20 protein-coding genes and 2 tRNA genes are annotated in these 26,230 nt (G+C 61.2%); 4 read left to right on the top strand and 18 right to left on the bottom strand.

Translation table 11 applies throughout. From position 1 onward, the window contains the following. Positions 1-51: 51 nt before the first annotated feature. From KHP07_RS21680 to rnr, 8 genes are all read right to left on the bottom strand, one after another. The gene (locus KHP07_RS21680; RefSeq protein ID WP_078046611.1) at positions 52-2,355 is read right to left on the bottom strand and encodes a YgiQ family radical SAM protein; all 2,304 of its coding nucleotides are present in this window, start codon (positions 2,353-2,355) and stop codon (positions 52-54) included. A 189-nt stretch (positions 2,356-2,544) separates the two neighbouring features. Continuing rightward, positions 2,545-3,942, bottom strand: a complete 1,398-nt coding sequence (gene dnaB / locus KHP07_RS21675) for a replicative DNA helicase (protein ID WP_025857358.1) — start codon at positions 3,940-3,942, stop codon at positions 2,545-2,547. Positions 3,943-4,052: 110 nt separating this feature from the next. Beyond that, a complete protein-coding gene (rplI, locus tag KHP07_RS21670; protein ID WP_003171376.1) occupies positions 4,053-4,499 on the bottom strand; it encodes a 50S ribosomal protein L9 in 447 nt (148 codons plus the stop codon). A gap of 18 nt (positions 4,500-4,517) precedes the next feature. Continuing rightward, on the bottom strand, positions 4,518-5,411 hold the full coding sequence (locus KHP07_RS21665; RefSeq protein WP_078046610.1) for a YybS family protein: 894 nt from the start codon (positions 5,409-5,411) through the stop codon (positions 4,518-4,520). Positions 5,412-5,447: 36 nt separating this feature from the next. Next, positions 5,448-5,678, bottom strand: a complete 231-nt coding sequence (gene rpsR / locus KHP07_RS21660; protein ID WP_002551829.1) for a 30S ribosomal protein S18 — start codon at positions 5,676-5,678, stop codon at positions 5,448-5,450. A gap of 28 nt (positions 5,679-5,706) precedes the next feature. Next, complete coding sequence (gene rpsF, locus KHP07_RS21655; RefSeq protein ID WP_003236224.1) at positions 5,707-6,129, bottom strand: 30S ribosomal protein S6; 423 nt, start codon at positions 6,127-6,129, stop codon at positions 5,707-5,709. 307 nt (positions 6,130-6,436) lie between these two features. Beyond that, positions 6,437-7,195: a 23S rRNA (guanosine(2251)-2'-O)-methyltransferase RlmB gene (gene rlmB, locus KHP07_RS21650; protein ID WP_078046609.1), complete on the bottom strand. Its 759-nt coding sequence runs from the start codon at positions 7,193-7,195 to the stop codon at positions 6,437-6,439. After that, the gene (gene rnr, locus KHP07_RS21645) at positions 7,192-9,828 is read right to left on the bottom strand and encodes a ribonuclease R (protein ID WP_078046608.1); all 2,637 of its coding nucleotides are present in this window, start codon (positions 9,826-9,828) and stop codon (positions 7,192-7,194) included. Before rnr ends, rlmB begins: the two co-directional genes overlap by 4 nt. Before the next feature lie 226 nt (positions 9,829-10,054). Between rnr and KHP07_RS21640 the strand changes: the two genes are divergently transcribed. From KHP07_RS21640 to KHP07_RS21625, 4 genes are all read left to right on the top strand, one after another. Then, positions 10,055-10,141: transfer RNA gene (locus KHP07_RS21640), tRNA-Leu, on the top strand. Between the two features lie 152 nt (positions 10,142-10,293). Further along, a tRNA-Leu gene (locus KHP07_RS21635) sits at positions 10,294-10,380 on the top strand. A 145-nt stretch (positions 10,381-10,525) separates the two neighbouring features. Beyond that, positions 10,526-11,551 carry an iron ABC transporter substrate-binding protein gene (locus tag KHP07_RS21630; protein WP_214498004.1) on the top strand — a complete coding sequence of 342 codons (1,026 nt, stop codon included), beginning with the start codon at positions 10,526-10,528 and terminating at the stop codon, positions 11,549-11,551. After that, entirely contained in the window at positions 11,551-13,116 is a 1,566-nt protein-coding gene (locus KHP07_RS21625; RefSeq protein WP_214498003.1) for an ABC transporter permease, read from the top strand. Before KHP07_RS21630 ends, KHP07_RS21625 begins: the two co-directional genes overlap by 1 nt. 93 nt (positions 13,117-13,209) lie before the next feature. Here the strand turns inward: KHP07_RS21625 and KHP07_RS21620 are convergent, their stop codons facing one another. The 10 genes from KHP07_RS21620 to KHP07_RS21575 form a co-directional block, all read right to left on the bottom strand. Continuing rightward, a complete protein-coding gene (locus tag KHP07_RS21620; protein ID WP_078046605.1) occupies positions 13,210-15,144 on the bottom strand; it encodes a methyl-accepting chemotaxis protein in 1,935 nt (644 codons plus the stop codon). Between the two features lie 140 nt (positions 15,145-15,284). After that, entirely contained in the window at positions 15,285-16,574 is a 1,290-nt protein-coding gene (locus KHP07_RS21615) for an adenylosuccinate synthase (RefSeq protein ID WP_078046604.1), read from the bottom strand. 54 nt (positions 16,575-16,628) lie between these two features. Next, positions 16,629-17,816: an ATP phosphoribosyltransferase regulatory subunit gene (locus KHP07_RS21610; protein ID WP_034105702.1), complete on the bottom strand. Its 1,188-nt coding sequence runs from the start codon at positions 17,814-17,816 to the stop codon at positions 16,629-16,631. Positions 17,817-18,110: 294 nt separating this feature from the next. After that, a complete protein-coding gene (hflC, locus tag KHP07_RS21605; protein WP_078046603.1) occupies positions 18,111-18,977 on the bottom strand; it encodes a protease modulator HflC in 867 nt (288 codons plus the stop codon). Next, on the bottom strand, positions 18,977-20,152 hold the full coding sequence (hflK, locus tag KHP07_RS21600; protein WP_028615515.1) for an FtsH protease activity modulator HflK: 1,176 nt from the start codon (positions 20,150-20,152) through the stop codon (positions 18,977-18,979). The genes hflC and hflK overlap by 1 nt, the downstream gene beginning before the upstream one ends. A gap of 96 nt (positions 20,153-20,248) precedes the next feature. Beyond that, positions 20,249-21,550 (bottom strand): ribosome rescue GTPase HflX, encoded by a 1,302-nt coding sequence (gene hflX, locus KHP07_RS21595; protein WP_016976905.1) that lies wholly within the window; start codon positions 21,548-21,550, stop codon positions 20,249-20,251. Between the two features lie 12 nt (positions 21,551-21,562). Beyond that, positions 21,563-21,823, bottom strand: a complete 261-nt coding sequence (gene hfq, locus KHP07_RS21590) for an RNA chaperone Hfq (RefSeq protein WP_028615514.1) — start codon at positions 21,821-21,823, stop codon at positions 21,563-21,565. A 94-nt stretch (positions 21,824-21,917) separates the two neighbouring features. Further along, a complete protein-coding gene (gene miaA, locus KHP07_RS21585) occupies positions 21,918-22,889 on the bottom strand; it encodes a tRNA (adenosine(37)-N6)-dimethylallyltransferase MiaA (protein ID WP_099493506.1) in 972 nt (323 codons plus the stop codon). Next, positions 22,889-24,805: a DNA mismatch repair endonuclease MutL gene (gene mutL, locus KHP07_RS21580; protein ID WP_099493507.1), complete on the bottom strand. Its 1,917-nt coding sequence runs from the start codon at positions 24,803-24,805 to the stop codon at positions 22,889-22,891. Before mutL ends, miaA begins: the two co-directional genes overlap by 1 nt. After that, positions 24,805-26,226: an N-acetylmuramoyl-L-alanine amidase gene (locus tag KHP07_RS21575; RefSeq protein WP_078046600.1), complete on the bottom strand. Its 1,422-nt coding sequence runs from the start codon at positions 26,224-26,226 to the stop codon at positions 24,805-24,807. The genes mutL and KHP07_RS21575 overlap by 1 nt, the downstream gene beginning before the upstream one ends. Positions 26,227-26,230 lie beyond the last annotated feature (4 nt).

Here is a 26,230-nt window from a genome sequence, read left to right as displayed (position 1 = left end):
AGAAAGCAAAACGCCAGCACACGGCTGGCGTTTTACATATTCAGGCTTCGATCAACGCGGCACTACCGGCTTGCGCGCAGGCTTGCCGCCCTTGCCCTTGGCCGCATCGGCGCGTTCCTTGGCGGCCTGCTTGTTGCGCGCCTGGGCCGCGGCCTTGGCTTGCTCACGCTTGTCCCACGGGTTGCTGCCGTCGCTGCCACGCGGCGGCAGCCCGGTGTGCTGGGTGAGAATCTTCGTGGTGGTTTCCTTGGCGACCTTGTGGCTGCCGGCCGGCGTCGAGTTCTTGCGACGCGCGCTCTGGTAGCTGTCGGTGCTCGGCTGGTGCAGCGGGATCAACTGGTCTTTGCCCGGCCCGATCAGGTCGGCACGGCCCATGCGGGTCAAGGCTTCACGCAGCATCGGCCAGCCCTTCGGGTCGTGGTAACGCAGGAAGGCCTTGTGCAGACGGCGCTGCTCTTCGCTCTTGACGATGGTCACCGCGTCGCTCTTGTAGGTGACCTTGCGCAGCGGGTTCTTGCCCGAGTGGTACATTGCGGTGGCGGTGGCCATCGGCGACGGGTAGAACGCCTGCACCTGGTCGGCGCGGAAGCCGTTGCCCTTGAGCCACAGGGCCAGGTTCATCATGTCTTCATCGGTGGTGCCGGGGTGGGCGGCGATGAAGTAAGGAATCAGGTACTGCTCCTTGCCCGCTTCCTTGGTGTACTTCTCGAACATGCGCTTGAACTTGTCATAGCTGCCAATGCCCGGCTTCATCATCTGGTTGAGCGGACCTTCCTCGGTGTGTTCCGGGGCGATCTTGAGGTAGCCACCGACGTGGTGGGTCACCAGCTCCTTGACGTATTCCGGCGATTCGACGGCCAGGTCATAGCGCAGGCCGGAAGCGATCAGGATCTTCTTCACACCCGGCAACGCACGGGCGCTGCGGTACAGCTGGATCAGCGACGAGTGGTCGGTGTTCAGGTTCGGGCAGATGCCAGGGAACACGCACGACGGCTTGCGGCACGCGGATTCGATCTCCGGGCTCTTGCAGGCGATGCGGTACATGTTCGCGGTCGGGCCGCCGAGGTCGGAGATCACGCCGGTAAAGCCCGGGACCTTGTCGCGGATCTCTTCGATCTCGCGAATGATCGACTCTTCGGAACGGTTCTGGATGATGCGGCCTTCGTGCTCGGTGATCGAGCAGAAGGTGCAGCCGCCGAAGCAGCCACGCATGATGTTCACCGAGAAACGGATCATGTCGTAGGCCGGGATCTTTTCCTTGCCATACGCCGGGTGCGGGACACGGGCGTAAGGCATGCCGAACACGTAGTCCATTTCTTCGGTGGTCATCGGAATGGGCGGCGGGTTGAACCACACGTCCACTTCACCGTGCTTCTGCACCAGCGCGCGGGCGTTGCCTGGGTTGGTCTCCAGGTGCAACACACGGTTGGCGTGGGCGTAAAGCACCGCGTCGCCACGGACCTTCTCTACCGAAGGCAGGCGGATCACGGTCTTGTCGCGGGTCATCTTCGGGCTGGCCAGGATCTGCACGACCTTGGCTTCTTCCGGATCGTCCTGCGGCCCCTTTTCCTGCTCGATAGCGCAGGCTTGGGTGTCCTGGGTATTCACGTACGGGTTGATGATCTTGTCGATCTTGCCCGGACGGTCGATACGCGTGGAGTCCACTTCATACCAGCCCACCGGCGTATCACGACGGATGAACGCGGTGCCGCGCACATCGGTGATGTCTTCGATCTTGTGGCCCCACGACAGGCGCTGGGCCACTTCGACGATGGCGCGCTCGGCGTTGCCATACAGCAGGATATCGGCGGTGGCGTCGATCAGGATCGAGTTGCGCACGCGGTCCTGCCAGTAGTCGTAGTGGGCGATGCGGCGCAGGGACGCCTCGATGCCGCCGAGTACGATCGGCACGTTCTTGTAGGCTTCCTTGCAACGCTGGCTGTACACCAGGCTCGCGCGGTCCGGGCGTTTGCCGGCCATGCCGCCAGGCGTGTAGGCGTCGTCGGAACGGATTTTCTTGTCGGCGGTGTAGCGGTTGATCATTGAGTCCATGTTGCCGGCCGCGACACCGAAGAACAGGTTCGGCTCGCCGAGCTTCATGAAGTCGTCTTTGGATTGCCAGTTCGGCTGCGCAATGATCCCGACGCGAAAGCCCTGGGACTCCAGCAGCCGGCCGATGATCGCCATGCCGAATGACGGGTGGTCTACATAGGCATCACCGGTGACGATGATGATGTCGCAGGAATCCCAGCCAAGCTGATCCATCTCCTCCCTGCTCATCGGCAGGAATGGCGCTGGACCGAAACATTCGGCCCAGTACTTGGGATAGTCAAATAACGGCTTGGCTGTTTGCATGACGGTGACCGGTGTTGAGATGAAAAATCGCGGGCGCGGAATATAGCACAAATTTTGACCAATTCCGACGGTAATGGTCGGAATTGTGATGACGCCATCGCAGGCAAGCCAGCTCCCACACTTGAATGTATTCACACATCAGTGTGGGGGCTGGCTTGCCTGCGATGAGGCCCTTACAGGCGCTGGGACTTACTCGTCGTCGTCGAAGTTGTAGCTGCCCGGCGCAAGGTTTTCGAAGCGCGTGTACTTGCCGATAAACGCCAGGCGGATAAACCCGATCGGGCCGTTCCGCTGCTTGCCGATAATGATCTCGGCAATACCTTTGTGCTCGGTTTCGGGGTGATACACCTCGTCGCGGTACACGAACATGATCACGTCAGCATCCTGCTCGATCGCTCCGGATTCCCGCAAGTCGGAGTTCACCGGGCGCTTGTTGGGACGTTGCTCCAGGGAGCGGTTGAGCTGGGACAGGGCCACTACCGGGCAGTTGAATTCCTTGGCCAGGGCCTTGAGAGACCGGGAAATCTCGGAAATCTCGTTGGTACGGCTGTCGCCACTGGAGCCGGGGATCTGCATCAACTGCAGGTAGTCGATCATGATCAGCGCGATGTCGCCGTGCTCACGCGCCAGGCGACGGGTACGTGCACGCATTTCCGAGGGGCTGATACCCGCGGTGTCATCGATGAACAGCTTGCGGTCGTTGAGCAGGTTGACGGCCGAGGTCAGGCGCGGCCAGTCGTCGTCTTCCAGCTGGCCGGAACGCACCTTGGTCTGGTCGATACGCCCCAGGGACGAGAGCATCCGCATGATCAGCGATTCACCTGGCATCTCCAGGGAGTACACCAGCACCGTCTTGTCGCTGCGCAGCACGGCGTTTTCCACCAGGTTCATCGCAAAGGTGGTTTTACCCATGGATGGACGGCCGGCGACGATGATCAAGTCGGAGGGCTGCAGGCCGCTGGTCTTCTCGTCCAGATCGGCATAACCGGTGGAAATACCGGTGATGGCCGCATCGGTGTTGAACAGCGTGTCGATACGGTCGATAGCCTTGGTCAACAGCTCGTTGACGCCTACCGGGCCGCCGGTTTTAGGCCGCGCCTCGGCGATCTGGAAGATCTGGCGTTCGGCCTCATCGAGGATTTCTTCGGCCGTGCGCCCTTCGGGGTTGAAGGCGCTGTCGGCGATCTCGGTGCTGATGCCGATCAATTGGCGCAACGTGGCCCGCTGGCGAACGATCTGGGCATAGGCCTTGATGTTGGCGACGGACGGCGTGTTTTTTGCCAACTCGCCCAGGTAGCCGAGGCCGCCGACCTGGGAGGTCTGGCCTTCCTTGTCTAGCTGCTCGGCCAGCGTCACCACGTCGATCGGCGAGTTCTGGTCGGCCAACTTGGCGATGGCGCGAAAGATCAGGCGGTGGTCATGGCGATAGAAGTCACCGTCCGAGACTTGATCCAGCACGCGTTCCCAGGCGTTGTTGTCCAGCATCAAACCACCGAGCACGGCCTGTTCGGCCTCGATGGAATGCGGCGGCACCTTCAGGGCAGCGGTTTGCAGATCGTATTGCTCAGGAGCTGAAATATCGTTCATGGCCACTTGAAATTAGGGGTGTGTAGAAAAACAAAAGGCACGACCTGTAAACAGGATCGTGCCCGATGTTAACTGGCTGGCACGCGGGGTGCCAGTCAGTTAGGTGCTGCTTAAGCTGCTACCACGACAACGCGTACGGTGGCTTCAACTTCGGCGTGCAGGTGCACGGCTACGTCGAATTCGCCTACGTTGCGGATGGTGCCGTTCGGCAGACGAACTTCGCTCTTCTGCACTTCAACGCCGGAGGCGGTCAGTGCATCAGCGATGTCGTGGGTGCCGATCGAACCGAACAGCTTGCCTTCGTCACCGGCGGTGGCAGTGATAGTCACTTCCAGCTCAGCCAGTTGGGCAGCACGAGTTTCGGCCGAAGCTTTTTTGTCTGCTGCTGCTTTTTCCAGCTCAGCACGACGCTCTTCAAACGCAGCCAGGTTGGCAGCGGTTGCAGCGGTGGCTTTGCCGTATGGCAGCAGGTAGTTACGACCGTAGCCGGCCTTAACGTTCACTTTGTCGCCCAGGTTGCCCAGGTTGGCGACTTTTTCCAGAAGGATCAGTTGCATGTGAAAATCCTCTAACTTTTAACCTTCACCGTTCGCGTTATCGGCGTCTTTCGGCGCCAGACGACCGCGAAAATCAATCAGGCCGTCGACAATGGCCAAAACCACGAGTAACGGATAGATCAGCTGCATGAACACCAGCATCGTTACGTACATCCCCACCAGCCAGAACCTGGCCAGGCGCTTCTGCGCGACCAGCCCGTGAATCAGGGCCAGTCCGGAAAACACCAGCGGTACGCTGCAAAACAGCATCAGCAAGGTGGCATGTGAACCGAAGTACGGTCCGACCACCATGAGTGCCAGCAGCAACATCGCCGGGCCCACGGGGATTCTGATACTGCGAAACTCGCGACCAAAACCACCCGGGTTGTACAACAACGCCTGCCAATATCGCCCAAGCATCAGGCTCAGCAAACTGACGATCTGCATCATTACCGCCATCAGGCCGATCAGGGCCGGTGCAATCAGTGTTGCCAGTCGCGCTCGCTCTTCTACCGACAGCTGCTGGTAGAGTTCCCCGAGGGCCATCGGCAGGATCTTGACGATCTCTTGCGACAGCGCCTCGATCTGCGGGCGGAAAGCCGCGTCAATCAACACCGAAAACACCAACCCCAATGCCACGCTGACCAGCAGCGTGCGGACCCAGGACTCACTTGCGCGCAAAACCAACGCAAGGCTCGACGACCCCAGCAGCACCAGAAGCACCTTGGGTTCGCCCAGTTGCAGCCACCAGATCAAGGCGGCCAGCACTCCCAGGGCCAGGACACCAACGGCATCCTGCAAACCGCGCCGCAGGAGCACAAGGCATCCAGCGGCAGCACCCAACCAATACAACAACGGCAATGCTGCACATCCAGCCACTACCAGAGTGGCCTGCACGCGACCGCGCATGATGAACTCAGCTAAGGCGCGCATGCATTCAATCCCTTACTACTTGTCGACTGCCCGGTCTCAGCGGCCGTGGCTGTCGGTGTAGGCCAGCAGGGCCAGGAAGCGGGCGCGCTTGATAGCGGTGGCCAGCTGACGCTGATAACGTGCTTTGGTACCGGTGATACGGCTTGGAACGATTTTGCCGGTCTCGGATACGTAGGCTTTCAGAGTGTTGAGATCTTTGTAATCGATCTCTTTCACGTCTTCAGCGGTGAAGCGGCAGAATTTACGACGACGGAAGAAACGTGCCATTTGATAGGCTCCTTAAAAGGTCCGTGGATTACTCGTCAGCGTTATCGCTGTTGTCGCTGTCATCACTATCAGCGCTATCAGCGCCTTCGTGCTCAGGACGGTCGCGACGCTCACGGCGCTCACTGCGGTTTTCTTCAGCCTTGAGCATCTCGGATTGGCCGGTAACGGCTTCTTCGCGACGGATGACCAGGTTACGGATCACTGCATCGTTGTAGCGGAAGTTGTCTTCCAGCTCGGCCAGGGCCTTGCCAGTGCACTCAACGTTCAGCATCACGTAGTGAGCCTTGTGAACATTGTTGATTGCGTAGGCCAGTTGACGACGGCCCCAATCTTCCAGACGGTGGATTTTGCCGCCGTCTTCTTCGATCAGCTTGGTGTAACGCTCAACCATGCCGCCGACTTGCTCGCTTTGATCCGGGTGGACCAAAAAGATGATTTCGTAATGACGCATGAATGCTCCTTACGGGTTGTAGCCTGCCGCTCAAAAACGGTCAGACAAGGAGTGAATGACACTTATGGATCTTGCCGCAGGGAGGCACATCGGTGCCTGCCAGGAAGGCAAGGGGCGCAATTGTAGAGAAGGGGGAGGAAGCGTGCAAGGTGATTGGTGATTATTTGAACAGCGCAGCCGCCGCATAGACACCAAACAACTGTGGGAGCTGGCTTGCCTGCGATGGCGGCGGTACTGGCAACATCTCTGTTGACTGGTACACCGTCATCGCGGGCAAGCCCGGCTCCCACAGAGTACTGCGTTGTTATCAGCCCTTCTTCACAGCCTTTTTGGCGCCACGCTGGCGCTGGGCTTCGAACAGGCAGACGCCCGTTGCGACCGACACGTTGAGGCTGCTGACGCTACCAGCCATCGGCAGGTGCACGAGGTAATCGCAATGTTCACGGGTCAGGCGGCGCATGCCTTTGCCTTCGGCGCCCATGATCAGGATGGTCGGGCCGGTGAGGTCCTGGTCATAAATGCTGACCTCCGCCTCCCCTGCCGTGCCCACGACCCACAGGCCGCGCTGCTGGAGTTTTTCCAGGGTGCGCGCGAGGTTGGTCACGGCCACCAACGGAATCACTTCCGCCGCGCCACAGGCGACTTTACGCACGACCGGCGTCAGGGTGGCCGACTTGTCCTTGGGCACGATCACCGCCAGCGCACCGGCAGCATCCGCCGAACGCAGGCACGCGCCCAGGTTATGCGGGTCGGTCACGCCGTCCAGCACCAGCAGCAGCGGCGCGCCTTCGGTGCGATCGAGCAGCTCATCGAGCATCGCCTCGCCCCAGACCTGGCTCGGGCTTACGTCGGCGACCACGCCCTGGTGGACGCCCTCGACCCACACGTCCATTTCACGACGCTCGGCCTGGCCGATGGCAACCTTGTTTTGGGTGGCCAGTTCGACCAGCGCTTGCACGCGCGGCTCGCTGCGGCCTTCGGCCAGCCACACTTGCTTGACGCGCTTGGGGTGATGACGCAGCAGTGCTTCTACGGCGTGGACGCCGTAGATTTTTTCCAGACTCATGACTTGGCCTTAGGTTTGCGCGACCCGCCGCTTTTGGCGGGGGCCGAACCCGCTTTGGGCGGGCCTTTACGGTGTTTACTTGGCTTGCTCGACGGCTTTTCCGCCCCGTGGGACTTTCCCCCAGACGCCGCTTTACCACCGCTTTTGGCTTCGTTGAGCAACTGCTGCTTCAACTCGCGGCTCTTGCGCAGCTCGGCGTTTTTTGCCGCGGCGTCGCTTGGGCGGTAAGCCTCAGGGGCCTTGTCCTTGGCCGACGAACGGCGACCGGCCTTGGCCGGTGCAGGCTCGGCGGCAGCTGCTTTCGCAGGCGCACCTTTGCCCTTCGAGGCCGGCGCTGCGCTTTCGCTGCCGCGTTTTTTACGACTGCCCGGCGCTTCAGCGGGTTTATCTGGCATGCCGAAGTCGATCTTGCGCTCGTCGAGGTCGACGCGCATGACCTGCACTTCCACGGTGTCACCCAGACGGAAGCTGCGACCGGTGCGCTCGCCCGCCAGGCGGTGATGCACAGGGTCGAAGTGGTAATAGTCACCCGGCAAGGCGGTAACGTGCACCAAGCCTTCGACATAGATGTCGGTCAGTTCCACAAACAGACCAAAGCCGGTCACGGCAGTGATCACACCCGGGAACGACTCGCCTACGCGATCTTTCATGAACTCGCACTTGAGCCAGTTCACCACGTCGCGGGTGGCTTCGTCGGCACGGCGCTCGCTCATGGAGCATTGCTCGCCCAACTGCTCCAGGGCCGCTTCGTCGTACGGATAGATCCGTGCCTTCGGAATGGTCATGGCACCGGCGCGCTTGACGTGCGGAGTGTTCTGCTTGGAGTGGATCACGCTGCGGATTGCACGGTGCGTGAGCAGGTCCGGGTAACGGCGGATCGGCGAGGTGAAGTGGGTGTACGCCTCGTAATTCAGACCGAAGTGGCCTTGGTTGTCGGCGCTGTACACAGCTTGGCTCAGGGAACGCAGCATGACGGTCTGGATCACATGGTAATCCGGACGATCCTTGATGCTGGCCAGCAGAGCCTGGTAGTCCTTCGGCGTCGGGCCGTCCTTGCCCTTGTGCAGGGACAAACCGAGCTCGCCGAGGAAGGCGCGCAATTTTTCCAGGCGCTCCGGCGGCGGGCCGTCGTGCACACGGTATAGCGCAGGGATCTCGTGCTTCTTCAGGAATTCAGCCGTGGCCACGTTGGCCGCCAGCATGCACTCCTCGATCAGCTTGTGCGCGTCGTTGCGCGTTGTTGGGGTGATCGCGGCGATCTTGCGTTCGGAACCGAAGACAATCCGGGTTTCCTGCGTTTCAAAATCGATCGCGCCACGCACGTGACGAGCACCCAACAACACCTTGTACAGCGCGTAAAGCTGCTTGAGGTGCGGCACGACATGGCCGTACTCGCCGCGCAAGGCTTTGGCTTCGCTGGTTTTCGGCTGTTCCAGGATGGTGCTGACCTTGTTGTAGGTCAGGCGGGCCTGGGAGTGGATCACCGCTTCGTAGAACTGGTAATCGGTCATTTCGCCGGTTTTCGAGATAGTCATCTCGCACACCATGGCCAAACGGTCGACTTTCGGGTTCAGCGAGCACAGGCCGTTGGACAGCTCTTCCGGCAGCATCGGGATCACGCGCTCCGGGAAGTACACCGAGTTGCCACGCACCTGGGCTTCGTTGTCCAGGGCCGAACCGATCTTCACGTAGCTGGAGACGTCGGCAATTGCCACGAACAACTTCCAGCCGCCGGAGAACAGGCGCAGCTTGCCCGGCTTGGCTTCGCAGTAGACGGCATCGTCGAAGTCGCGGGCGTCTTCGCCGTCGATGGTGACGAACGGCAGATGGCGCAGGTCGATGCGCTTCTCCTTGTCCTTCTCCTCGACTTCAGGCTTGAGCTTGCGCGCTTCTTTCACGACGGCTTCAGGCCATACGTGAGGAATGTCATAGGTGCGTAGCGCAACATCGATTTCCATGCCCGGCGCCATGTAGTTGCCGACCACTTCGATCACATCGCCCTGCGGCTGGAACCGCGGGGTTGGCCAGTGGGTGATTTTCACCTCGACGAACTGACCGACCTTGGCGTTGGCGTTGCGGCCCGGGGTGATCAGCACTTCCTGCTGCACCTTGGGGTTATCCGGAACCACAAAACCGATGCCACCTTCTTCGAAGTAGCGACCCACGATGGTCTCGTGACCACGGGACACCACTTCGACGATCACGCCTTCACGGCGACCACGACGGTCCAGGCCGGAAACACGGGCCAGGGCACGGTCGCCATCGAACACCAGGCGCATTTGCGCCGGGCTCATGAACAGGTCGTCACTGCCGTCGTCCGGGATCAGGAAGCCGAAGCCGTCACGGTGGCCGGCGATGCGGCCGAGGATCAGGTCGAGCTTGTCCACGGGCGCATAGGTGCCGCGGCGGGTGTAGATCAGTTGTGCGTCGCGCTCCATGGCGCGCAGGCGGCGGCGCAGGGCTTCGAGCTGGTCTTCGGTGGTCAGACCGAATTCTTCAACCAACTGCTCGCGGCTAGCAGGCGAACCCCGATCGGCGAGATGCGCCAGGATCAGTTCGCGGCTAGGAATAGGGTTTTCATATTTTTCCGCTTCACGAGCGGCCTCGGGATCGAGGGACTGCCAATCGGCCATTAGAGAGTTTTCACCTTGTCTATATGCGGGTTAGTTTGGCATACGCGTATTGAAACGGGAAATTTCAGACGTCAACAAGCTTTTAAAAGCCCTTTGCAGCCCCCCTGCGCGCACCTTGCACGACCATTGGCGAAATTTTCCAGGCTTTTTTCATAGCAGGGCTTTACAGCTTAAAATCGCCTCCGTATAGTGCGCGCCATCGACGACGGCAACGTTGTCGGATAATGCCCAGGTGGTGAAATTGGTAGACACGCCAGCTTCAGGTGCTGGTGATCGCAAGGTCGTGGAAGTTCGAGTCTTCTCCTGGGCACCAAATTCAGATTAAACCCGCGAAAGCGGGTTTTTTCGTTTCAGGCCTTTGATTTTTAACGGAAAACTTGATTTATTTTTTCGAATCAGGGGTTTACAGATCAAAAAGCCCTCCGTATAGTTCGTTCCATCAACAGCGCAAGCGCTGCTGATAATGCCCAGGTGGTGAAATTGGTAGACACGCCAGCTTCAGGTGCTGGTGATCGCAAGGTCGTGGAAGTTCGAGTCTTCTCCTGGGCACCAAATTCAGATCAAACCCGCGAAAGCGGGTTTTTTCGTTTCTGGCGTTTAAAAACTCCGCCAGCAATTTCCCCCCTGCACCGCACTTGAGAAGTTTTATCGTTTATCCTTGCAATGATTTGTTGCACTCAAGTGAGGAACACCCCGGATGATGATCCGCGATACCCGTCTCAAGACATCCCTTCTGCGTGGCCTGACCATCACTCTGCTCGGCCTGACCCTGCTTTCACCCAGCGCCTATTCCGCCGACAAGGTGTCCCTGACCTTGTACAACGGCCAACACAAAGAAGTCGGCGATGAACTCGCCAAGGCCTTTGAGGCCAAGACCGGCATTCACGTCAACGTGCGCAAAGGCAGCAGCAACCAGCTGGCCAGCCAGGTTGTCGAAGAAGGTGACCGCTCCCCTGCCGACGTGATCTACACCGAAGAATCGCCCCCGCTGAACAAACTCGGCGAGCAAGGCCTGCTGGCCAAGATCGACGCCAGCACCCTCGACGTATTGCCCAAGGATTACGTGGGTGCCAATGGCGACTGGATGGGCGTGACCGCACGCACCCGCGTCGTCGCCTTCAACCCGAAGCTGATTGCTGAAAAAGACCTGCCGAAATCGGTACTGGATTTCGCCGGCCCCGAGTGGCAAGGCAAGGTCGGCTTCGTGCCGACCAGCGGCGCATTCCAGGAACAGGCCGTGGCGATCATCAAGCTGCACGGTCGCGAAGCGGCTGAAGAATGGCTGACCGGCCTGCGCGCCTTCGGCAAGGTGTACAGCAACAACATGGTTGCGCTGAAAGCCGTCGAAAACGGCGAAGTGGCCACCGTATTGGTGAACAACTACTACTGGTTCGCCTTGAAGAAAGAAAAGACCAACCTGGATTCCCAACTGCACTACTTCACCAATGGCGACGCCGGCGGCTTGATCACGGTGTCTTCGGCTGCGGCGCTGAAATCCAGCAAGCATCCCAAGGAAGCCCAGCAATTGCTCGCATTCATGGCCAGTGAAGAAGGCCAGCGCGTGATCACCAACACCTCGGCCGAATACCCGCTGCGCAAGGGTATGGAATCGAACCGCGGCCTGAAGCCTTTCAGCGAGCTGCAACCGCCGAAAGTCACCCCAGCGGACCTGGGCAATGCCGAAGAAGCCCTGGACCTGGAACGTGACGTTGGCTTGAACTGATGAACCCATCGCTACCCGCCCCCGCCTTGCGTGGGGGCTTGCGCCCCAGGCGCAAGCGCCCTTCGATCTGGCTGTTGCTGCCCGTAGTGTTCCTGGTGGGCTTGAGCCTGCTGCCACTGGTCTATGTCGGGCTCAAAGCCTGGCAAGCTGGCTGGGCGGAGGCGGTGCACCTGCTTTGGCGGCCGTATGTGTTCGGGCTGCTGCGCAACACCTTGGCGCTGATGGTCGGGGTGACGGTGGCGTGTGGCGTGATTGGCTTGTCCCTGGCCTGGCTGCTGGAACGCAGTAATCTGCCGGGGCGGCGCATCTGGGGCGTGATCCTGTGCCTCCCGTTTGCGGTGCCGGCATTTGTCAGCAGCTTCACCTGGGTGTCCCTGAGCGCCAACTTCGAAGGGCTGGGCGGGGCGATCCTGGTGATGAGCCTGTCCAAGTACCCGCTGGTGTTTTTGCCGGTGGCGGCAACATTGCGCAATCTTGATCCCTCCCTGGAAGAATCCGCCCGCACCTTGGGACTGAACCGGTGGGGCGTATTCTTTCGCATCACTTTGCCTCTGCTGTGGCCGTCGCTGCTGGCCGGCGCACTGTTGATCGCGCTGCACATGCTGGTGGAATTCGGCGCACTGTCGATCATCGGGTTGCAGACATTTACCACCGCGATCTACCAGCAATTCGAACTGGAATTCAGCAACGCGAATGCCGCGATGCTGTCGGCGGTGCTGCTGGTGATGTGCCTGACGCTGCTGTGGCTGGAGCTGCGCGTACGCGGCAAGGGCCGGCATGTGCGAATCGGCCAGGGCGCGGCGCGGCATGCCGAGCAGGTTCGACTGGGCAAGTGGGCGCCACTGGGCCAGGTGTATTGCCTGGCATTGGCGATCATCGGCAGCGGCATTCCGCTGGGCATGCTCGGGTATTGGCTGGCAGTCGGTTCGTCGGCTGCGTTTCCGGTGGCCGAGATCGGTGAGGCGTTGCTGTCTTCCCTGGCACTTTCGCTGGGCGGCGCCGCACTGTGCCTGGTGCTGGCGGTACCGGTGGGGCTATTGGTGGTGCGCTACAAAGGCCAACTGGCGATTTGGGCTGAACGCTTGCCGTACCTGCTGCATGCGCTGCCCGGCTTGGTGATTGCGCTGACCCTGGTGTACTTCGCGCTGCACTACGTGCCGGCGCTGTACCAGACTTCGGCATTGCTGTTGATTGCTTATGCGCTGTTGTTTCTGCCATTGGCCCAGGCGCCGATTCGCACCGCCTTGAACAAGGCCGCCCCGCAACTGGAAGAAGCCGCGCGCACGCTCGGCGCTTCATCGTTCAGCGCGTTTTGCCGGGTGACGCTGCCGATCATCTTCCCAGCGTTGGGCGCGGCGTTTGCGCTGGTGTTCCTGGATGCGATGAAGGAATTGACGGCGACGCTGCTGCTCAGCCCGACGGGGTTGAATACCTTGGCGACGGCGGTGTGGGCGCACACTTCGAATGTGGAATTTGCGGCGGCGGCGCCCTATGCGGCGTTGTTGATTCTGGTGTCGGGGTTGCCGGTGTACCTGCTGACGACCCGGATGTATCTGAGCCGCTGAGAGCGCTATCGCGGGCAAGCCCGAGTCCCACACTTGGAATGCATTCCAAGGTGGGAGCCGGGCTTGCCCGCGATGACGCCGGAACAGGCGATGCTAGGCCCGGAACTGCCCCAGGCTTGCCTTCAATTGCGCCGCCAACCCATCCAGCACCTTGCCACTGGCCGTCGTCTCCACCACCGCCTGCGCAGCACGCTCAGCCTGAGCGTGGATCACTTCAACGCGACCACGCACCGCATGGGCGCCCTGGGCCTGATGCTCAGCCGCACGCGTGGCCAAGCCAATCGCCGCATGCACCTGCTCCACCGAGGCCTGCACCGTCTGCTGCAAACGCACGCTGTCGCGCAGCACCAGCAAACCTTCGTTAGCCTGGCGCCCAGCCTTGCCGATGGTTTCCACTGCTTCGCGCGCGCCTTGCTGCAACGCCACGATATGCGCCTGGATATCACCGGTGGAGCTTTGGGTCTTGCTCGCCAGCGCCCGCACTTCGTCCGCCACCACGGCAAAGCCGCGCCCGGTCTCGCCGGCACGGGCCGCTTCGATTGCCGCATTGAGTGCCAGCAGGTTGGTTTGCTCGGCGATGCCATGAATGACGGTCAACACCACCTCGATCTGCTCGCTTTGCTGGGCCAGGCGTTCAATCACCTGGGACCCTGCCTGCACCTGGCCTGCCAACGCTTCGATCAGGCTGCCGACTTCGGCTGAAGTGCGCGAGTTCTCATCCGTGGCCTGACGGATGTCCACCACCTGCTGCAACGCCGCCTGCATCGCATGGCTTTCGGCCTGCGCCTCGTCGGCCATTTGCGAGAGTGCGCGCAGGCTTTCGGCCACTTCATCGCGCTGCAAACCGGCTGCTGCGTCAGCACCGGCATTGCGCAAGGTCATGGCACCAATTTCCACGCCGGTACGCTGGGCCACATCGCCCGCCTCGCGCACGATCGGCTGCAACTTATCCACAAAGCGATTGACCGCCGAGGCCATGTCGCCAATTTCGTCCTTGCTGCTGATCTGCACGCGCTTGGTGAGGTCGCCCTCGCCTGCCGCCAGGTCGTCCATGGCTGCGATCAGCAACTTCAGACGGTTGACCACACGGCGGCCCAGCACGATGGCGATCAACAGCAATACGCCCAAGCCGACCAGCGCGAGCCCCATGCCGATGCGCCAGCGCAACGTGCCAGCAGCGTCCTGGACGGCGCTGGTGGTGTTGGCCGTCATCTGGGTGGCCGTCGCCTGCGCGGATTGCAGGCGGGCGCCCATGGCGGCAGCACTGTCGGCCGCCGCGCCTTTGAGGCTATCGCCGACCAACTGATCACCGCTGGCGATCAGCGCCGCGAAGCGCTTGTCGAGCGCCTGCAGGTCAGCCTCAACCGACGCGGTCGAAACCCCCATGCGCACCTTGCCGATCTCGACCCCATTGGGGCTGATGGACGCTTCGACGTAGTAGACAGAAGGGTCGCTCTTAGCCGCGTCGAGTACTTTATCCAGCGCACGCTCACCCGCGCCTTTTGCCAGCAATGCCTGGTTGATCGGGTTTTCCCGGTTCAGGTAGCGGGTCAGATGCTCGCCCGCGGCGTCGTCATAGACCACGAACAACACGTTGGGATTGCGCTGGGCACGCCGGGCGAACTCCGACAGCGTCGGCACGTCGCTGTCCCACATGGCACGGGGCGCCACCGAGGCCAGCAGTTGCGCCATATCATTGGCGGAGTCCTGCAGGTCTTTTTCCAGGGTCGCACGCAGTTGCTTCTGCTCTTCCTGCAGGCGGGTCGAAAGCCCTGCCGTCAGACGCTGACGCGTACTGGTAGACAGGCTCTCCAGGCTAGACGTGACTTCCTTGCCCGCCTGCGCCAGTTCGCCAGACAGCTTCTGGCTGTCGACACTCAGTCGATTGCCTAAATCGGCTTCCAGCGCCGAGACCGTGCTACGTGTTAGGGCAACCGCCACCAGCACTTGCACCAAAAGAGCGATACCTAGGGTAACGAACACCGGCCGCAACAGACGGCTTTGTAACAATGAGAGAACGGCAGACATCTGAGAATCCCTCCACCACGGGTGCCATTAATTTGATAGCACCGCGAAAGAGAGAAGCAAAGCAAGGGTCGTGCCGCCCAGGCCGCAGAAACGACAAAGGGCTCCCGAGGGAGCCCTTTGCTTTTTACATCAACAGCTTATTAAGCGAACGGGTGACGCAGAACGATGGTTTCGTTGCGGTCCGGACCTGTCGAAATAATGTCAATCGGCGCACCGATCAGCTCTTCAACTCGCTTGATGTAGGCACGAGCATTGGCTGGCAGCTCTTCCAGGGTCTTGGCGCCCACGGTCGATTCGGACCAGCCCGGCACTTCTTCGTACACAGGCTGCAGGCCCACGTAGCTGTCAGCGTCAGTCGGAGCAACGTCCTTGCCTTCTGCATCTTTGTAGCCGATGCAGATGTTGATGGTTTCCAGGCCGTCGAGTACGTCCAGCTTGGTCAGGCAGATGCCCGAGATGCTGTTCACGTCGATAGCGCGACGCAGGATAACGGCGTCGAACCAGCCACAACGACGAGCACGGCCGGTGGTCGCGCCGAATTCGTGACCTTGCTTGGCCAGGTGAGCGCCGACTTCGTCGAACAGCTCAGTCGGGAACGGACCCGAACCTACGCGCGTGGTGTAGGCCTTGGTGATGCCCAGAATGTAGTCCAGGAACATCGGGCCCACGCCGGAACCGGTCGCAACGCCACCAGCAGTCGTGTTGGAGCTGGTCACGTACGGGTAGGTGCCGTGATCGATGTCCAGCAGCGAGCCTTGGGCGCCTTCGAACATGATGTCTTTGCCAGCACGACGCAGGTCGTGCAGCTCAGCGGTCACGTCCAGCATCAGCGGCTTGAGCAGCTCGGCGTATTCCTTGCACTCGGCCAGGGTCTTTTCGAACTCGATGGCGGGCTCTTTGTAGTAACCCACCAGCATGAAGTTGTGGTAATCCACCAGCTCACGCAGCTTGTCTTCGAAGCGCGGCATGTTGAGCAGGTCGCCCACACGCAGGCCACGACGTGCGACCTTGTCTTCGTAGGCCGGGCCGATGCCGCGACCGGTGGTACCGATCTTCAGCTCGCCACGGGCCTTTTCACGGGCCTGGTCCAGCGCAACGTGGAAGGACAGGATCAGCGGGCAGGACGGGCTGATACGCAGGCGCTCGCGCACCGGTACGCCTTTCTCTTCCAGCTTGGTGATCTCGCGCAGCAGGGCATCCGGTGCAACTACCACACCGTTGCCGATCAGGCACTGCACGCCTTCGCGCAGTACACCCGACGGGATCAGGTGCAAGACAGTTTTTTCGCCATCGATGACCAGGGTGTGGCCAGCGTTGTGGCCACCTTGGTAGCGCACTACGGCGGCAGCATGTTCGGTCAGCAGATCAACGATCTTGCCTTTGCCCTCATCACCCCATTGGGTGCCCAGGACTACGACATTCTTACCCATAACACTTGTCCTCATTCGCGCAAACTTGGTGCCGGCGATGGCCGGCAGGAAAACTCAAGAAGCCAGTGGCGATACTTGCCAAAGCCCGTTCTGCAGAATCAATTGCTGGTCGCAGTCCGCTTCACGGGCGGCGGCCAATGGCTGGCCAGGCAAGGCCTGGACAACACGCTGACCCTCACTGCGCAACTGGCAAACCTGCTGCCAGAGTGCTGCGTCCGTACTGTCGGGCATCCAGATGCCACCAGACGGCAGCTCGACCTCAGCACGCCCCAGGGTCACCAGGGTTTTCAAATCGGTGGAAAAGCCGGTGGCCGGACGCGCACGACCGAAGTCGGCGCCGATATCGTCATAACGACCGCCTTGGGCGATGGCCTGGCCAACACCCGGTACAAATACGGCAAACACCACACCGGTGTGGTAGTGGTAGCCACGCAACTCACCCAGGTCAAAGTACAGCGGCAGCTCCGGGAAGCGCGCCGACAACTGCTCGGCAATCGCCAGCACGTCGTCCAGTGCAGCCAAGACCGGTGCCGGCGCATTGGCCAGGCGCTCACGGGCAGCGACCAGCACTTCACGGCCGCCACACAGGTTCACCAGTGCGCGCAGCATGTCGGCCAGATCGGCAGGCACGCCAGCGGTCAAGGCGATGACTTCATCGATAGCCTTGCGTTGCAGGGCATCGAACAGCTGTTGTTCGACTTCACCAGACAAACCGGCCGCACGGGCCAGGCCACGGTAGATACCGACATGACCCAGGTCCATGTGGACATCCGGCACGTCGGCCAGTTGCAGCATGGCCAGCATCAAGCTGATCACTTCGACGTCGCTGCTTGGGCTGGCATCGCCGTACAACTCGGCGCCCAACTGGATCGGGCTACGGGACGACGACAACGCGCGCGGCTGTGCATGCAGCACGCTACCTGCGTAGCACAGACGGCTCGGACCTTCACGGCGCAGGGTGTGCGCATCGATGCGCGCCACTTGCGGCGTGATGTCGGCACGGAAACCCATTTGCCGGCCCGATTGCGGGTCGATGACCTTGAAGGTGCGCAGATCCAGGTCCTGGCCCGCGCCGGTCAGCAGCGATTCCAAGTACTCGATATGGGGGGTCACGACAAACTCGTAACCCCAGCTCTGGAACAGATCCAACACCTGGCGACGCGCTACTTCAATGCGCGCAGCTTCTGGTGGCAGTACTTCTTCGATGCCATCTGGCAGCAGCCAGCGGTCTACCGTTGCCATTACGCCATTCCCCTATGATCCGGGCGGCCAGCCCTCGGCCGAGCCTTGAGTGAAGCAGAAAATACCCGCCCCCTGCATAAACCACGCGCAAGAGCGACGTGACGAATGGCCTGCAAACGGCCTCGTCGGGCACTTTCCTCGAAAAACCTGTCACGCCTGCCGAATCAAACATGCAGACGCAAAAAAGCCGGGAATTTCCCGGCTGCCGCATCATACACCCGTTTTCCGAAAGGATCACCCCGCCAGGCGTTTTAGCCGCCCGACGGAGATGACACCTACAGAATCACAGGCTGGTTACTTGGACTTTTCCAGGTAGCGGAAGAAGTCGCTGCTTGGGTCCAGCACCATGACGTCGGTTTTGTTCGCGAAGCTTTCACGGTAGGCACGCAGGCTACGGTAGAACGCGTAGAACTCCTGGTCCTGGCCGTAGGCCTTGGCGTAGATCGCCGCAGCTTGAGCATCGCCATCACCACGGGCCTCTTCAGACTCGCGATAGGCTTCGGCCAGCAGTACACGGCGCTGACGGTCGGCATCCGCACGGATACCTTCAGCCAGCTCGTTACCCTTGGCGCGGTGCTCACGGGCTTCACGCTCACGCTCGGTGCTCATGCGCTCGAACACGCTGCGGTTCACTTCCTTCGGCAGGTCGATGGCCTTGACCCGGACATCGACAACCTCGATACCCAGCTCTTTTTCCGCCATCGAATTCAACGAACGCGTGATGTCAGCCATCAGCGCGTCACGCTCACCGGAAACCACCTCGTGCAGGGTGCGCTTACCAAATTGGTCACGCAGGCCCGATTCCAGACGACGCGACAAGCGCTCGTCAGCAATCTGCTTGAGGCCGGAGGTCGCGGTGTAGAAGCGCTCGGCATCCTTGACGCGCCACTTGGCGTAGGCGTCAACCATCACGGCTTTCTTTTCCAGGGTCAGGAAGCGCTGTGTCGGAGCATCCAGGGTCATCAGGCGGGCGTCGAACTTGCGCACCTGGTTGACGTAGGGGACTTTCACATGCAGGCCCGGCTGGACATCTGCCTGGACCACGCGACCGAATTGCAGCAGCACCGCACGCTCGGTCTGAGCCACGATGTAGAAGCAGTTCCAGGCAGCGATGACCACGACGACGCCCACAATCAGGGCGGTCAGCGATTTATTGCTCATCAACGACTCTCCCTGGTACGTGTTTGCTGTTGCAGCAAGTCAGCGGCCGCACGGGCGCTCGCTTCGTTGGCAGCGGCATTGGAACCGGTGGACGGTGCGCTGGTGCTGCTACGACCACCTTCGATCATCTTGTCCAGCGGCAGGTACAGCAGGTTGTTCTGCCCACCTTTGCTGCCGGTCACGAGAACCTTGCTGGTGTTGCTGAAGACTTCCTGCATGGTATCCAGGTACAGACGTTCACGCGTGACTTCCGGCGCCTTGCGGTACTCGGCGACCAGCTTGGTGAAACGGTCCGCCTCACCCTTGGCGCGGGAGACCACTTCGTCGCGGTAGCCGTTGGCATCCTCGAGGATGCGCTGGGCCTGACCACGGGCTTCCGGCACGACGCCGTTGGCGTAGGTTTCAGCCTGGTTGCGCGAACGCTGCTCGTCTTCACGGGCACGGATCACGTCATCGAAGGCTTCCTGCACTTCGCGCGGTGCCGCTGCGCTCTGTACGTTCACCTGGGTGACGGTGATACCGGTGCGATAGGTATCGAGGAACCGTTGCAGGCGCTCCTTGATCTCGCTGGCCATCAACTCACGACCTTCGGTCAGCACCTGGTCCATCGCGGTAGAACCAACGACGTGGCGCAGTGCGCTTTCGGTAGCGTGTTGCAGGCTGATTTCCGGCTGGTCGACGTTCAGCACGAAGTCCTGCAGGTTGCTGATCTTGTACTGCACGGTCAGCGGCACTTCGACGATGTTCTCGTCTTCGGTCAGCATCTGGCCCTGCTTGGTGTAGGCACGCTCACGCGTGACGTTCTCCATGTACTTCTTGTCGATCGGCGGGAAATAGATGTTCAAGCCCGGGCCGACGGTCTCGTAGTACTTGCCGAAGCGCAGCACCACGGCCTGCTCCTGCTCGTCCACCACGTAAACGGCGCTGTACAGCCAGACGGCCGCCAGCACGACAAGACCCAGGCCCAGCAGGCCATAGCCACCGCCCTTGCTTGTGCGACCGCCGTCGTCACCACCACGTTTTTTTCCACCACCGAACAACCCATTCAGGCTTTCCTGCAGCTTTCGGAAGGCCTCGTCGAGATCTGGTGGCCCCTTGCGGTCGCCATTATTGCGGCGTTTACCACCCCAAGGATCCTGATTATTCGAGTTGCCACCCGGCTCATTCCAAGCCATAGCGCTCTCCATCTGATAAAGCAAAGACGCACCCACGGCGCGCCGACCAATGCTACAGAATGCCTGCCACTGCGGCACAACCGCTTTAGGAGGCTTTTATTGCAAAGTGTGTTGTTCGATGAACTCCGTCGGTACCACGCCTTCACGACTGACCAGCCGATTCAGCTCCGAGCGCGGCAATCGAACGGCCAGCAAGCTGACACCTTCTTCGTCGTGTTCTTCTTTCTGTACCGCGCCCAACTCAAAAAACTGTGCACGCAGTCGAGCAAAACGCTGGGGCAAGCGCAAGGTGCCGACGAACAAATCGCCGCCGAGCAGCTCGGCAATGGCCTGTTCAAGCAACTCAAGACCACTGCCATCACGCGCCGACAACCAGACCCGCTGGGGCTTGCCGTTCTCATCGCGCTGGATTTGTGGCTCAACGCCTTCAAGCAAATCGAGTTTGTTATAGACCTCGAGGATCGGCAAGTCCTGGGCACCAATCTCGCCCAGCACCAGCATTACCTGTTCAATCTGCAACATGCGATCCGGTTCGGCCGCATCGATCACGTGCAACAGCAGGTCGGAATTGCTCGACTCTTCGAGCGTAGACCGAAATGCCTCGACCAGCTTGTGCGGCAAGTGACGAATGAAACCCACGGTATCGGCCAGGACAATCGGCCCCAGGTCGTCCAGGTCCAGACGGCGCAGGGTCGGGTCGAGGGTGGCGAACAGTTGGTCGGCCGCGTACACGTCCGACTTCGTCACGTTGTTGAAGAGCGTGGATTTGCCGGCGTTGGTATAGCCCACCAGGGACACGGTAGGGATATCCGCGCGAGTACGACCGCGCCGCGATTGCTCGCGCTGGCTGCGGACTTTCTCGAGACGGCCCTTGATCTGGCGCAGGCGCACCCGCAGCAGGCGTCGGTCGGTTTCGAGCTGGGTTTCACCCGGGCCGCGCATGCCGATACCGCCACCCTGGCGCTCAAGGTGAGTCCAGCCGCGGACCAGCCGGGTGCTCATGTGGTCAAGCTGGGCCAGTTCAACCTGGAGCTTGCCTTCATGGGTACGGGCGCGCTGGGCAAAAATATCGAGAATCAGACCGGTACGGTCGATCACGCGACACTCGAAGACTCGTTCGAGGTTACGTTCCTGACTGGGCGTGAGGACGTGATTGAAGATCACCAGATCGGCTTCTTCGGCGTGGACCAGGTCGCGCAGTTCCTCGACCTTGCCGCTGCCTATCAGGAATTTGGCGGTTGGCCGATGACGCGGTACGTTAAAAAACGCAACGGTCTCGGCGCCGGCCGAATTTGCCAACTCCTGAAACTCCTGCGGATCTTCGCGCGCCTCAGGGTCCTGTCCATCCAAGTGAACGAGGATTACTCGCTCACCACCACCGTGGCGCTCAAAGAACAAAGGAGACTCCTATCAGGCGTTACCTGGCTCAGCGTCAACTGCATCATCACCAGCTGCGCTAGGCAGACGGATTGGACGAACAGGGACGACTGTCGAGATAGCGTGCTTGTAGACCATCTGGCTGACGGTGTTTTTCAGCAGGATCACGAACTGGTCGAACGACTCGATCGTGCCTTGCAGCTTGATACCGTTGACCAGGTAGATGGAAACCCCCACTTTCTCTTTACGTAAAGTATTCAAGTAAGGGTCTTGTAGCGAATGCCCTTTTGACATGTGCCGCACTCCTTTAAGGATCAATAATAAAAAATCGGAAAATAGATAGCTTATGGCCGTCACACCCCCAAGGATAGACGGCAATTGCAAGGACTCAGCTCAATATGGAGACCGTTCCCAAGTATTTCAAGGCGCGTGACAGATTGTCGCTGTCCAGGCTGTCCAGCCAGTGCAAATCGCTCCAGCTGCGCAACCAGGTGAACTGGCGTTTCGCCAATTGGCGCGTGGCAATGATGCCGCGCTCCTGCATTTCGGCTGACGTCAGCTTGCCATCCAGATGATCCCAGACTTGGCGGTAGCCTACGGCACGTATCGAAGGTAACCCTGGATGCAGGTCACCTCTGGAACGCAGAGCTACGACCTCGTCCACAAACCCCTGTTCCAACATAATTGTGAATCTTTGTGCAATTCGTTCATGCAGCACCTGGCGATTTGCCGGAGCGATGGCCAGATTCGCCACAGTATAGGGCAATTGTGACTGTCCAGATGCGCCTGCGTCAGCACTTTGCGCACTTTGTTTCAGCCGATGTTCAGTCATGGTCTGCCCGCTCACACGCCAGACTTCCAACGCACGCGAAAGGCGCTGGGGGTCATTGGGGTGAATACGCGCGGCGGACACCGGGTCGATGGCTGCCAACTGGTCGTGCAGGGCTTGCCAGCCAAGACGTGCAGCCTCTTCCTCAAGCTCGGCGCGCACCTGGGCGTCGGCTGGCGGCATATCCGCCAGGCCTTCCTGCAAAGCCTTGTAATAGAGCATTGTGCCGCCCACCAGCAGCGGAATATTGCCCCGCGCGGTGATGTCGGCCATGGCGGCCAGGGCGTCGTTGCGAAAATCCGCCGCCGAGTAGCTCTGCGCCGGGTCGATGATGTCGATCAGGCGGTGCGGATACTGGGCCAGCAATGCCTTGGAGGGCTTGGCGGTGCCGATGTCCATGTCCCGGTAAACCAGGGCAGAGTCGACACTGATCAGCTCGCACGGCAGCACCTTGGTCAGCTCGATGGCCAGGTCGGTCTTGCCGGCGGCCGTGGGGCCCATCAGGAAGATCGCGGGGGGCAAGGCACTCATCAACGGCCGCGCAGGAAGAGTTTGTCCAGATCGTCCAGGCCCATTTGGGTCCAGGTCGGTCGGCCATGGTTGCATTGCCCGCTGCGCTCGGTATTTTCCATGTCGCGCAGCAAGCCGTTCATTTCCGGCAAGGCCAGGCGTCGATTGGCGCGAATGGCGCCGTGGCAGGCCATGGTGCCGAGCAGTTCGTTGATGTGCGCCTGGATACGGTCACTGGTGCCGTATTCCATCAGGTCCGCCAGCACGTCAGCGACCAGGCGGTTGGCCTCGGCCTGTTTGAGCAGCGCGGGAATCTGGCGGATGGCCAGGGTTTCCGGGCCCAGGCGTTGCAATTCGAAGCCGAGCTTCTGGAACACACTGTGGTGCTCTTCAGCACAATCGGCCTCGCGCTGGCTGACCGCCAAGGACTCCGGCACCAGCAGTGGCTGGCCGCTGAGGCCTTCACTGGCCATGGCAATCTTGAGGCGCTCGTACATGATCCGCTCGTGGGCGGCGTGCATATCCACGAGCACCAGGCCGTGGGCGTTTTCCGCCAGGATGTAGATACCCTTGAGCTGGGCCAGCGCGTAACCCAACGGCGGAATATCTCCACCGCCCTCCGGCAAGGCGACAGGCGCCCCCGGCTCGGCCCCCGGCAGCGGCGCAAAAAACTCGCGATAGGCCGCCTGGGCCTCGGCCACGGGCACCGTCGACTGTGGGCGCGGGGTGTATTGGTACTGGTAACCCGAGCCGGAGCCAGAACCTGGCGCGGTATACGACGGTTGCGGCTGCGGCGATTGCAGCAGGTTGGCCGCCAGGCTCATTTCGCCCTGGGGGCCGAATTCGCCGGCTTCCGGGCCGCTGGGCCGAACCACCGCCGTGACAATTGGCGCTGACAACTGATCATCCGGGCGCACATCGCCCAGGGTGCGGTGCAAGGTGCCATAGAGGAAGTCATGCACCATGCGCCCGTCGCGGAAGCGCACTTCGTGTTTGGTCGGGTGCACGTTGACGTCCACCACCGACGGGTCGACCTCGAAAAACAGCACAAACGTCGGGTGGCGCCCGTTGAACAGCACGTCGCGATACGCCTGGCGCACCGCGTGGGCCACCAGTTTGTCGCGCACCGCACGGCCATTCACAAAGAAGTACTGCAAGTCCGCCTGGCTGCGGGAGAACGTCGGCAACCCGACCCAGCCCCACAGCCGCAAGCCGTTGCGTTCGATTTCAATGGGCAGCGCTTGCTCTAAAAAGCCCGCGCCGCAAATCGCCGACACCCGGCGCGCTCGCGCGGCGTCATCATTGGCCTCATGCAGGCTGAGGATGGTCTTGCCGTTGTGGCGCAGGTGGAAGGCCACGTCGAAGCGCGCCAGGGCCAGGCGCTTGATGACTTCTTGCAGGTGATCGAATTCGGTCTTTTCGGCCTTGAGGAATTTGCGCCGCGCCGGGGTGTTGAAGAACAGGTCGCGCACTTCCACCGACGTCCCGACTGGGTGCGCCGCCGGCTGGACCCGAGGCGCCATGTCGCGGCCTTCGGTTTCCACTTGCCAGGCCTGTTCGGCACTGCGGGTGCGGGACGTGAGAGTCAGGCGGGCTACGGAGCTAATGGAGGCCAGGGCCTCACCGCGAAACCCCAGGCTCATCACCCGTTCAAGGTCTTCCAGGTCGCGAATCTTGCTGGTGGCGTGACGCGCCAGAGCCAGCGGCAGGTCATCGGCGGAAATGCCGCTGCCATCGTCGCGCACGCGCAACAGCTTGACGCCGCCCTGCTCCACATCGACGTCGATGCGTTTGGCGCCGGAGTCGATGCTGTTTTCCAGCAGTTCCTTGATCACCGATGCGGGGCGCTCGACCACCTCGCCTGCCGCAATCTGGTTGGCGAGGCGCGGGCTCAGCAGTTCAATGCGCGATCCGCTGTTCAGGAGTGATTCACTCATTACTGCGCCGCCAATTCAGTGCCAGGGATAGTCAGCACCTGGCCAACCTTCAGTTCATCCGTCTTCAGGTTATTTGCGCTGCGCAAGGTAGCGGCGGACACCTGGAAACGTACCGCCAGCATGGCCAGGGTGTCGCCTGGCTGCACGCGATGGTCACGCGGGCCCTGGGCGATTTTCCCCGAATCACGCAGCCAGGCGATGTAAGTGCCCGGCGGCGGGTTCTGCTGGAAGAACTGGCGGATACCGGCGCTGATCGAACGCGCCAGCGCCTGCTGGTGACTGGCACTGGCCAGCTTCGAGGCTTCGTTGGAATTGGAGATAAACCCGGTTTCCACCAGGATCGATGGGATATCCGGCGATTTCAGCACCATGAACCCGGCCTGCTCCACACGCTGCTTGTGCAGCGAGGTGACCCGGCCGATATTGCTCAGCACCTTCTGGCCCACGTTCAAGCTGGACGTCAACGAAGCGGTCATCGACAGGTCGAGCAGCACGCCGGCGAGCATTTTGTCCTTGTCATCGAGGGACACGTTGCCGGCCCCGCCGATCAAGTCGGAGCGGTTTTCACTGTCAGCCAGCCAACGCGCGGTCTCGGAGGTAGCACCGCGATCCGACAGGGCAAACACCGAGGCACCAAAGGCTGCGGTCGACGGTGCGGCGTCGGCGTGGATCGACACAAACAGATCGGCGCCTTTCTTGCGGGCGATTTCGGTACGGCCGCGCAAGGGGATGAAGTAGTCGCCGGTACGGGTCAGCTCGGCGCGATAGCCTTTCATGCCATTGACCTGGCGCTGCAGTTCGCGAGCGATGGCCAGCACCACGTCTTTTTCATGCTGGCCGCGTGAGCCGGAAGCGCCCGGGTCTTCACCGCCGTGGCCGGCGTCGATCACTACGATGATGTCACGCTTGCCGGCCGGGGCCGGTGGCGGTGGTGGCAGCTTGACCTGCGGTTGCGACGGGTTGACCGGCACCGCCGGCACCGTGGCCACGCTCGGGGTTGGCGCGGGCGGCGGCGCGGCATCGGCGGCGTTGTCGAACAGGTCGACCACCAGTCGGTTGCCGTACTGGGCGTTGGGCGCCAGGGAGAAGCTTTTCGGGGTCACGACTTTTTTCAGGTCGATCACCACGCGCAAGTCGGTGGGCGTGCGCTGGGCCGAGCGCATCGCGGTAATCGGGGTATTGGCGGTGGAGACTTTCAACGGCGCGGCCAGGGTCGCGCCGTTGATGTCGATCACCAGGCGATCAGGCGACGTGAGGGTAAAGACGCTGTGCTGGACCGGGCCAGACAGGTCGAACACCAGTCGCGTGTTATCCGGCGCTCGCCACAGGCGAACACTCTTCACCTGAGAAGCAGCCAGAGCATTGACAGTCATTGCCGCAAGCAACACCCCCACGACAGCAACCAACGCGCGAAAGCGCATACCT

This window comes from Pseudomonas sp. VS40, assembly GCF_018587885.1.
Classification (GTDB): Bacteria; Pseudomonadota; Gammaproteobacteria; order Pseudomonadales; family Pseudomonadaceae; genus Aquipseudomonas; species Aquipseudomonas pergaminensis.
The sequence above is the reverse complement of the archived record's forward strand: the minus strand, read 5'-3'. Positions and strand labels throughout refer to the sequence as shown.

Coding starts and splice junctions, on each gene's coding strand:
- KHP07_RS21630 (WP_214498004.1), top strand. CDS start 10,526: ATGATGATCCGCGATACCCGTCTCAAGACATCCCTTCTGCGTGGCCTG.
- KHP07_RS21680 (WP_078046611.1), bottom strand. CDS start 2,355: ATGCAAACAGCCAAGCCGTTATTTGACTATCCCAAGTACTGGGCCGAA.
- KHP07_RS21610 (WP_034105702.1), bottom strand. CDS start 17,816: ATGGCAACGGTAGACCGCTGGCTGCTGCCAGATGGCATCGAAGAAGTA.
- KHP07_RS21620 (WP_078046605.1), bottom strand. CDS start 15,144: ATGTCTGCCGTTCTCTCATTGTTACAAAGCCGTCTGTTGCGGCCGGTG.
- KHP07_RS21615 (WP_078046604.1), bottom strand. CDS start 16,574: ATGGGTAAGAATGTCGTAGTCCTGGGCACCCAATGGGGTGATGAGGGC.
- dnaB (WP_025857358.1), bottom strand. CDS start 3,942: ATGAACGATATTTCAGCTCCTGAGCAATACGATCTGCAAACCGCTGCC.
- rnr (WP_078046608.1), bottom strand. CDS start 9,828: ATGGCCGATTGGCAGTCCCTCGATCCCGAGGCCGCTCGTGAAGCGGAA.
- hflK (WP_028615515.1), bottom strand. CDS start 20,152: ATGGCTTGGAATGAGCCGGGTGGCAACTCGAATAATCAGGATCCTTGG.
- miaA (WP_099493506.1), bottom strand. CDS start 22,889: ATGAGTGCCTTGCCCCCCGCGATCTTCCTGATGGGCCCCACGGCCGCC.
- hflC (WP_078046603.1), bottom strand. CDS start 18,977: ATGAGCAATAAATCGCTGACCGCCCTGATTGTGGGCGTCGTCGTGGTC.
- rlmB (WP_078046609.1), bottom strand. CDS start 7,195: ATGAGTCTGGAAAAAATCTACGGCGTCCACGCCGTAGAAGCACTGCTG.
- mutL (WP_099493507.1), bottom strand. CDS start 24,805: ATGAGTGAATCACTCCTGAACAGCGGATCGCGCATTGAACTGCTGAGC.
- KHP07_RS21575 (WP_078046600.1), bottom strand. CDS start 26,226: ATGCGCTTTCGCGCGTTGGTTGCTGTCGTGGGGGTGTTGCTTGCGGCA.
- rplI (WP_003171376.1), bottom strand. CDS start 4,499: ATGCAACTGATCCTTCTGGAAAAAGTCGCCAACCTGGGCAACCTGGGC.
- rpsF (WP_003236224.1), bottom strand. CDS start 6,129: ATGCGTCATTACGAAATCATCTTTTTGGTCCACCCGGATCAAAGCGAG.
- KHP07_RS21625 (WP_214498003.1), top strand. CDS start 11,551: ATGAACCCATCGCTACCCGCCCCCGCCTTGCGTGGGGGCTTGCGCCCC.
- KHP07_RS21665 (WP_078046610.1), bottom strand. CDS start 5,411: ATGCGCGCCTTAGCTGAGTTCATCATGCGCGGTCGCGTGCAGGCCACT.
- hfq (WP_028615514.1), bottom strand. CDS start 21,823: ATGTCAAAAGGGCATTCGCTACAAGACCCTTACTTGAATACTTTACGT.
- rpsR (WP_002551829.1), bottom strand. CDS start 5,678: ATGGCACGTTTCTTCCGTCGTCGTAAATTCTGCCGCTTCACCGCTGAA.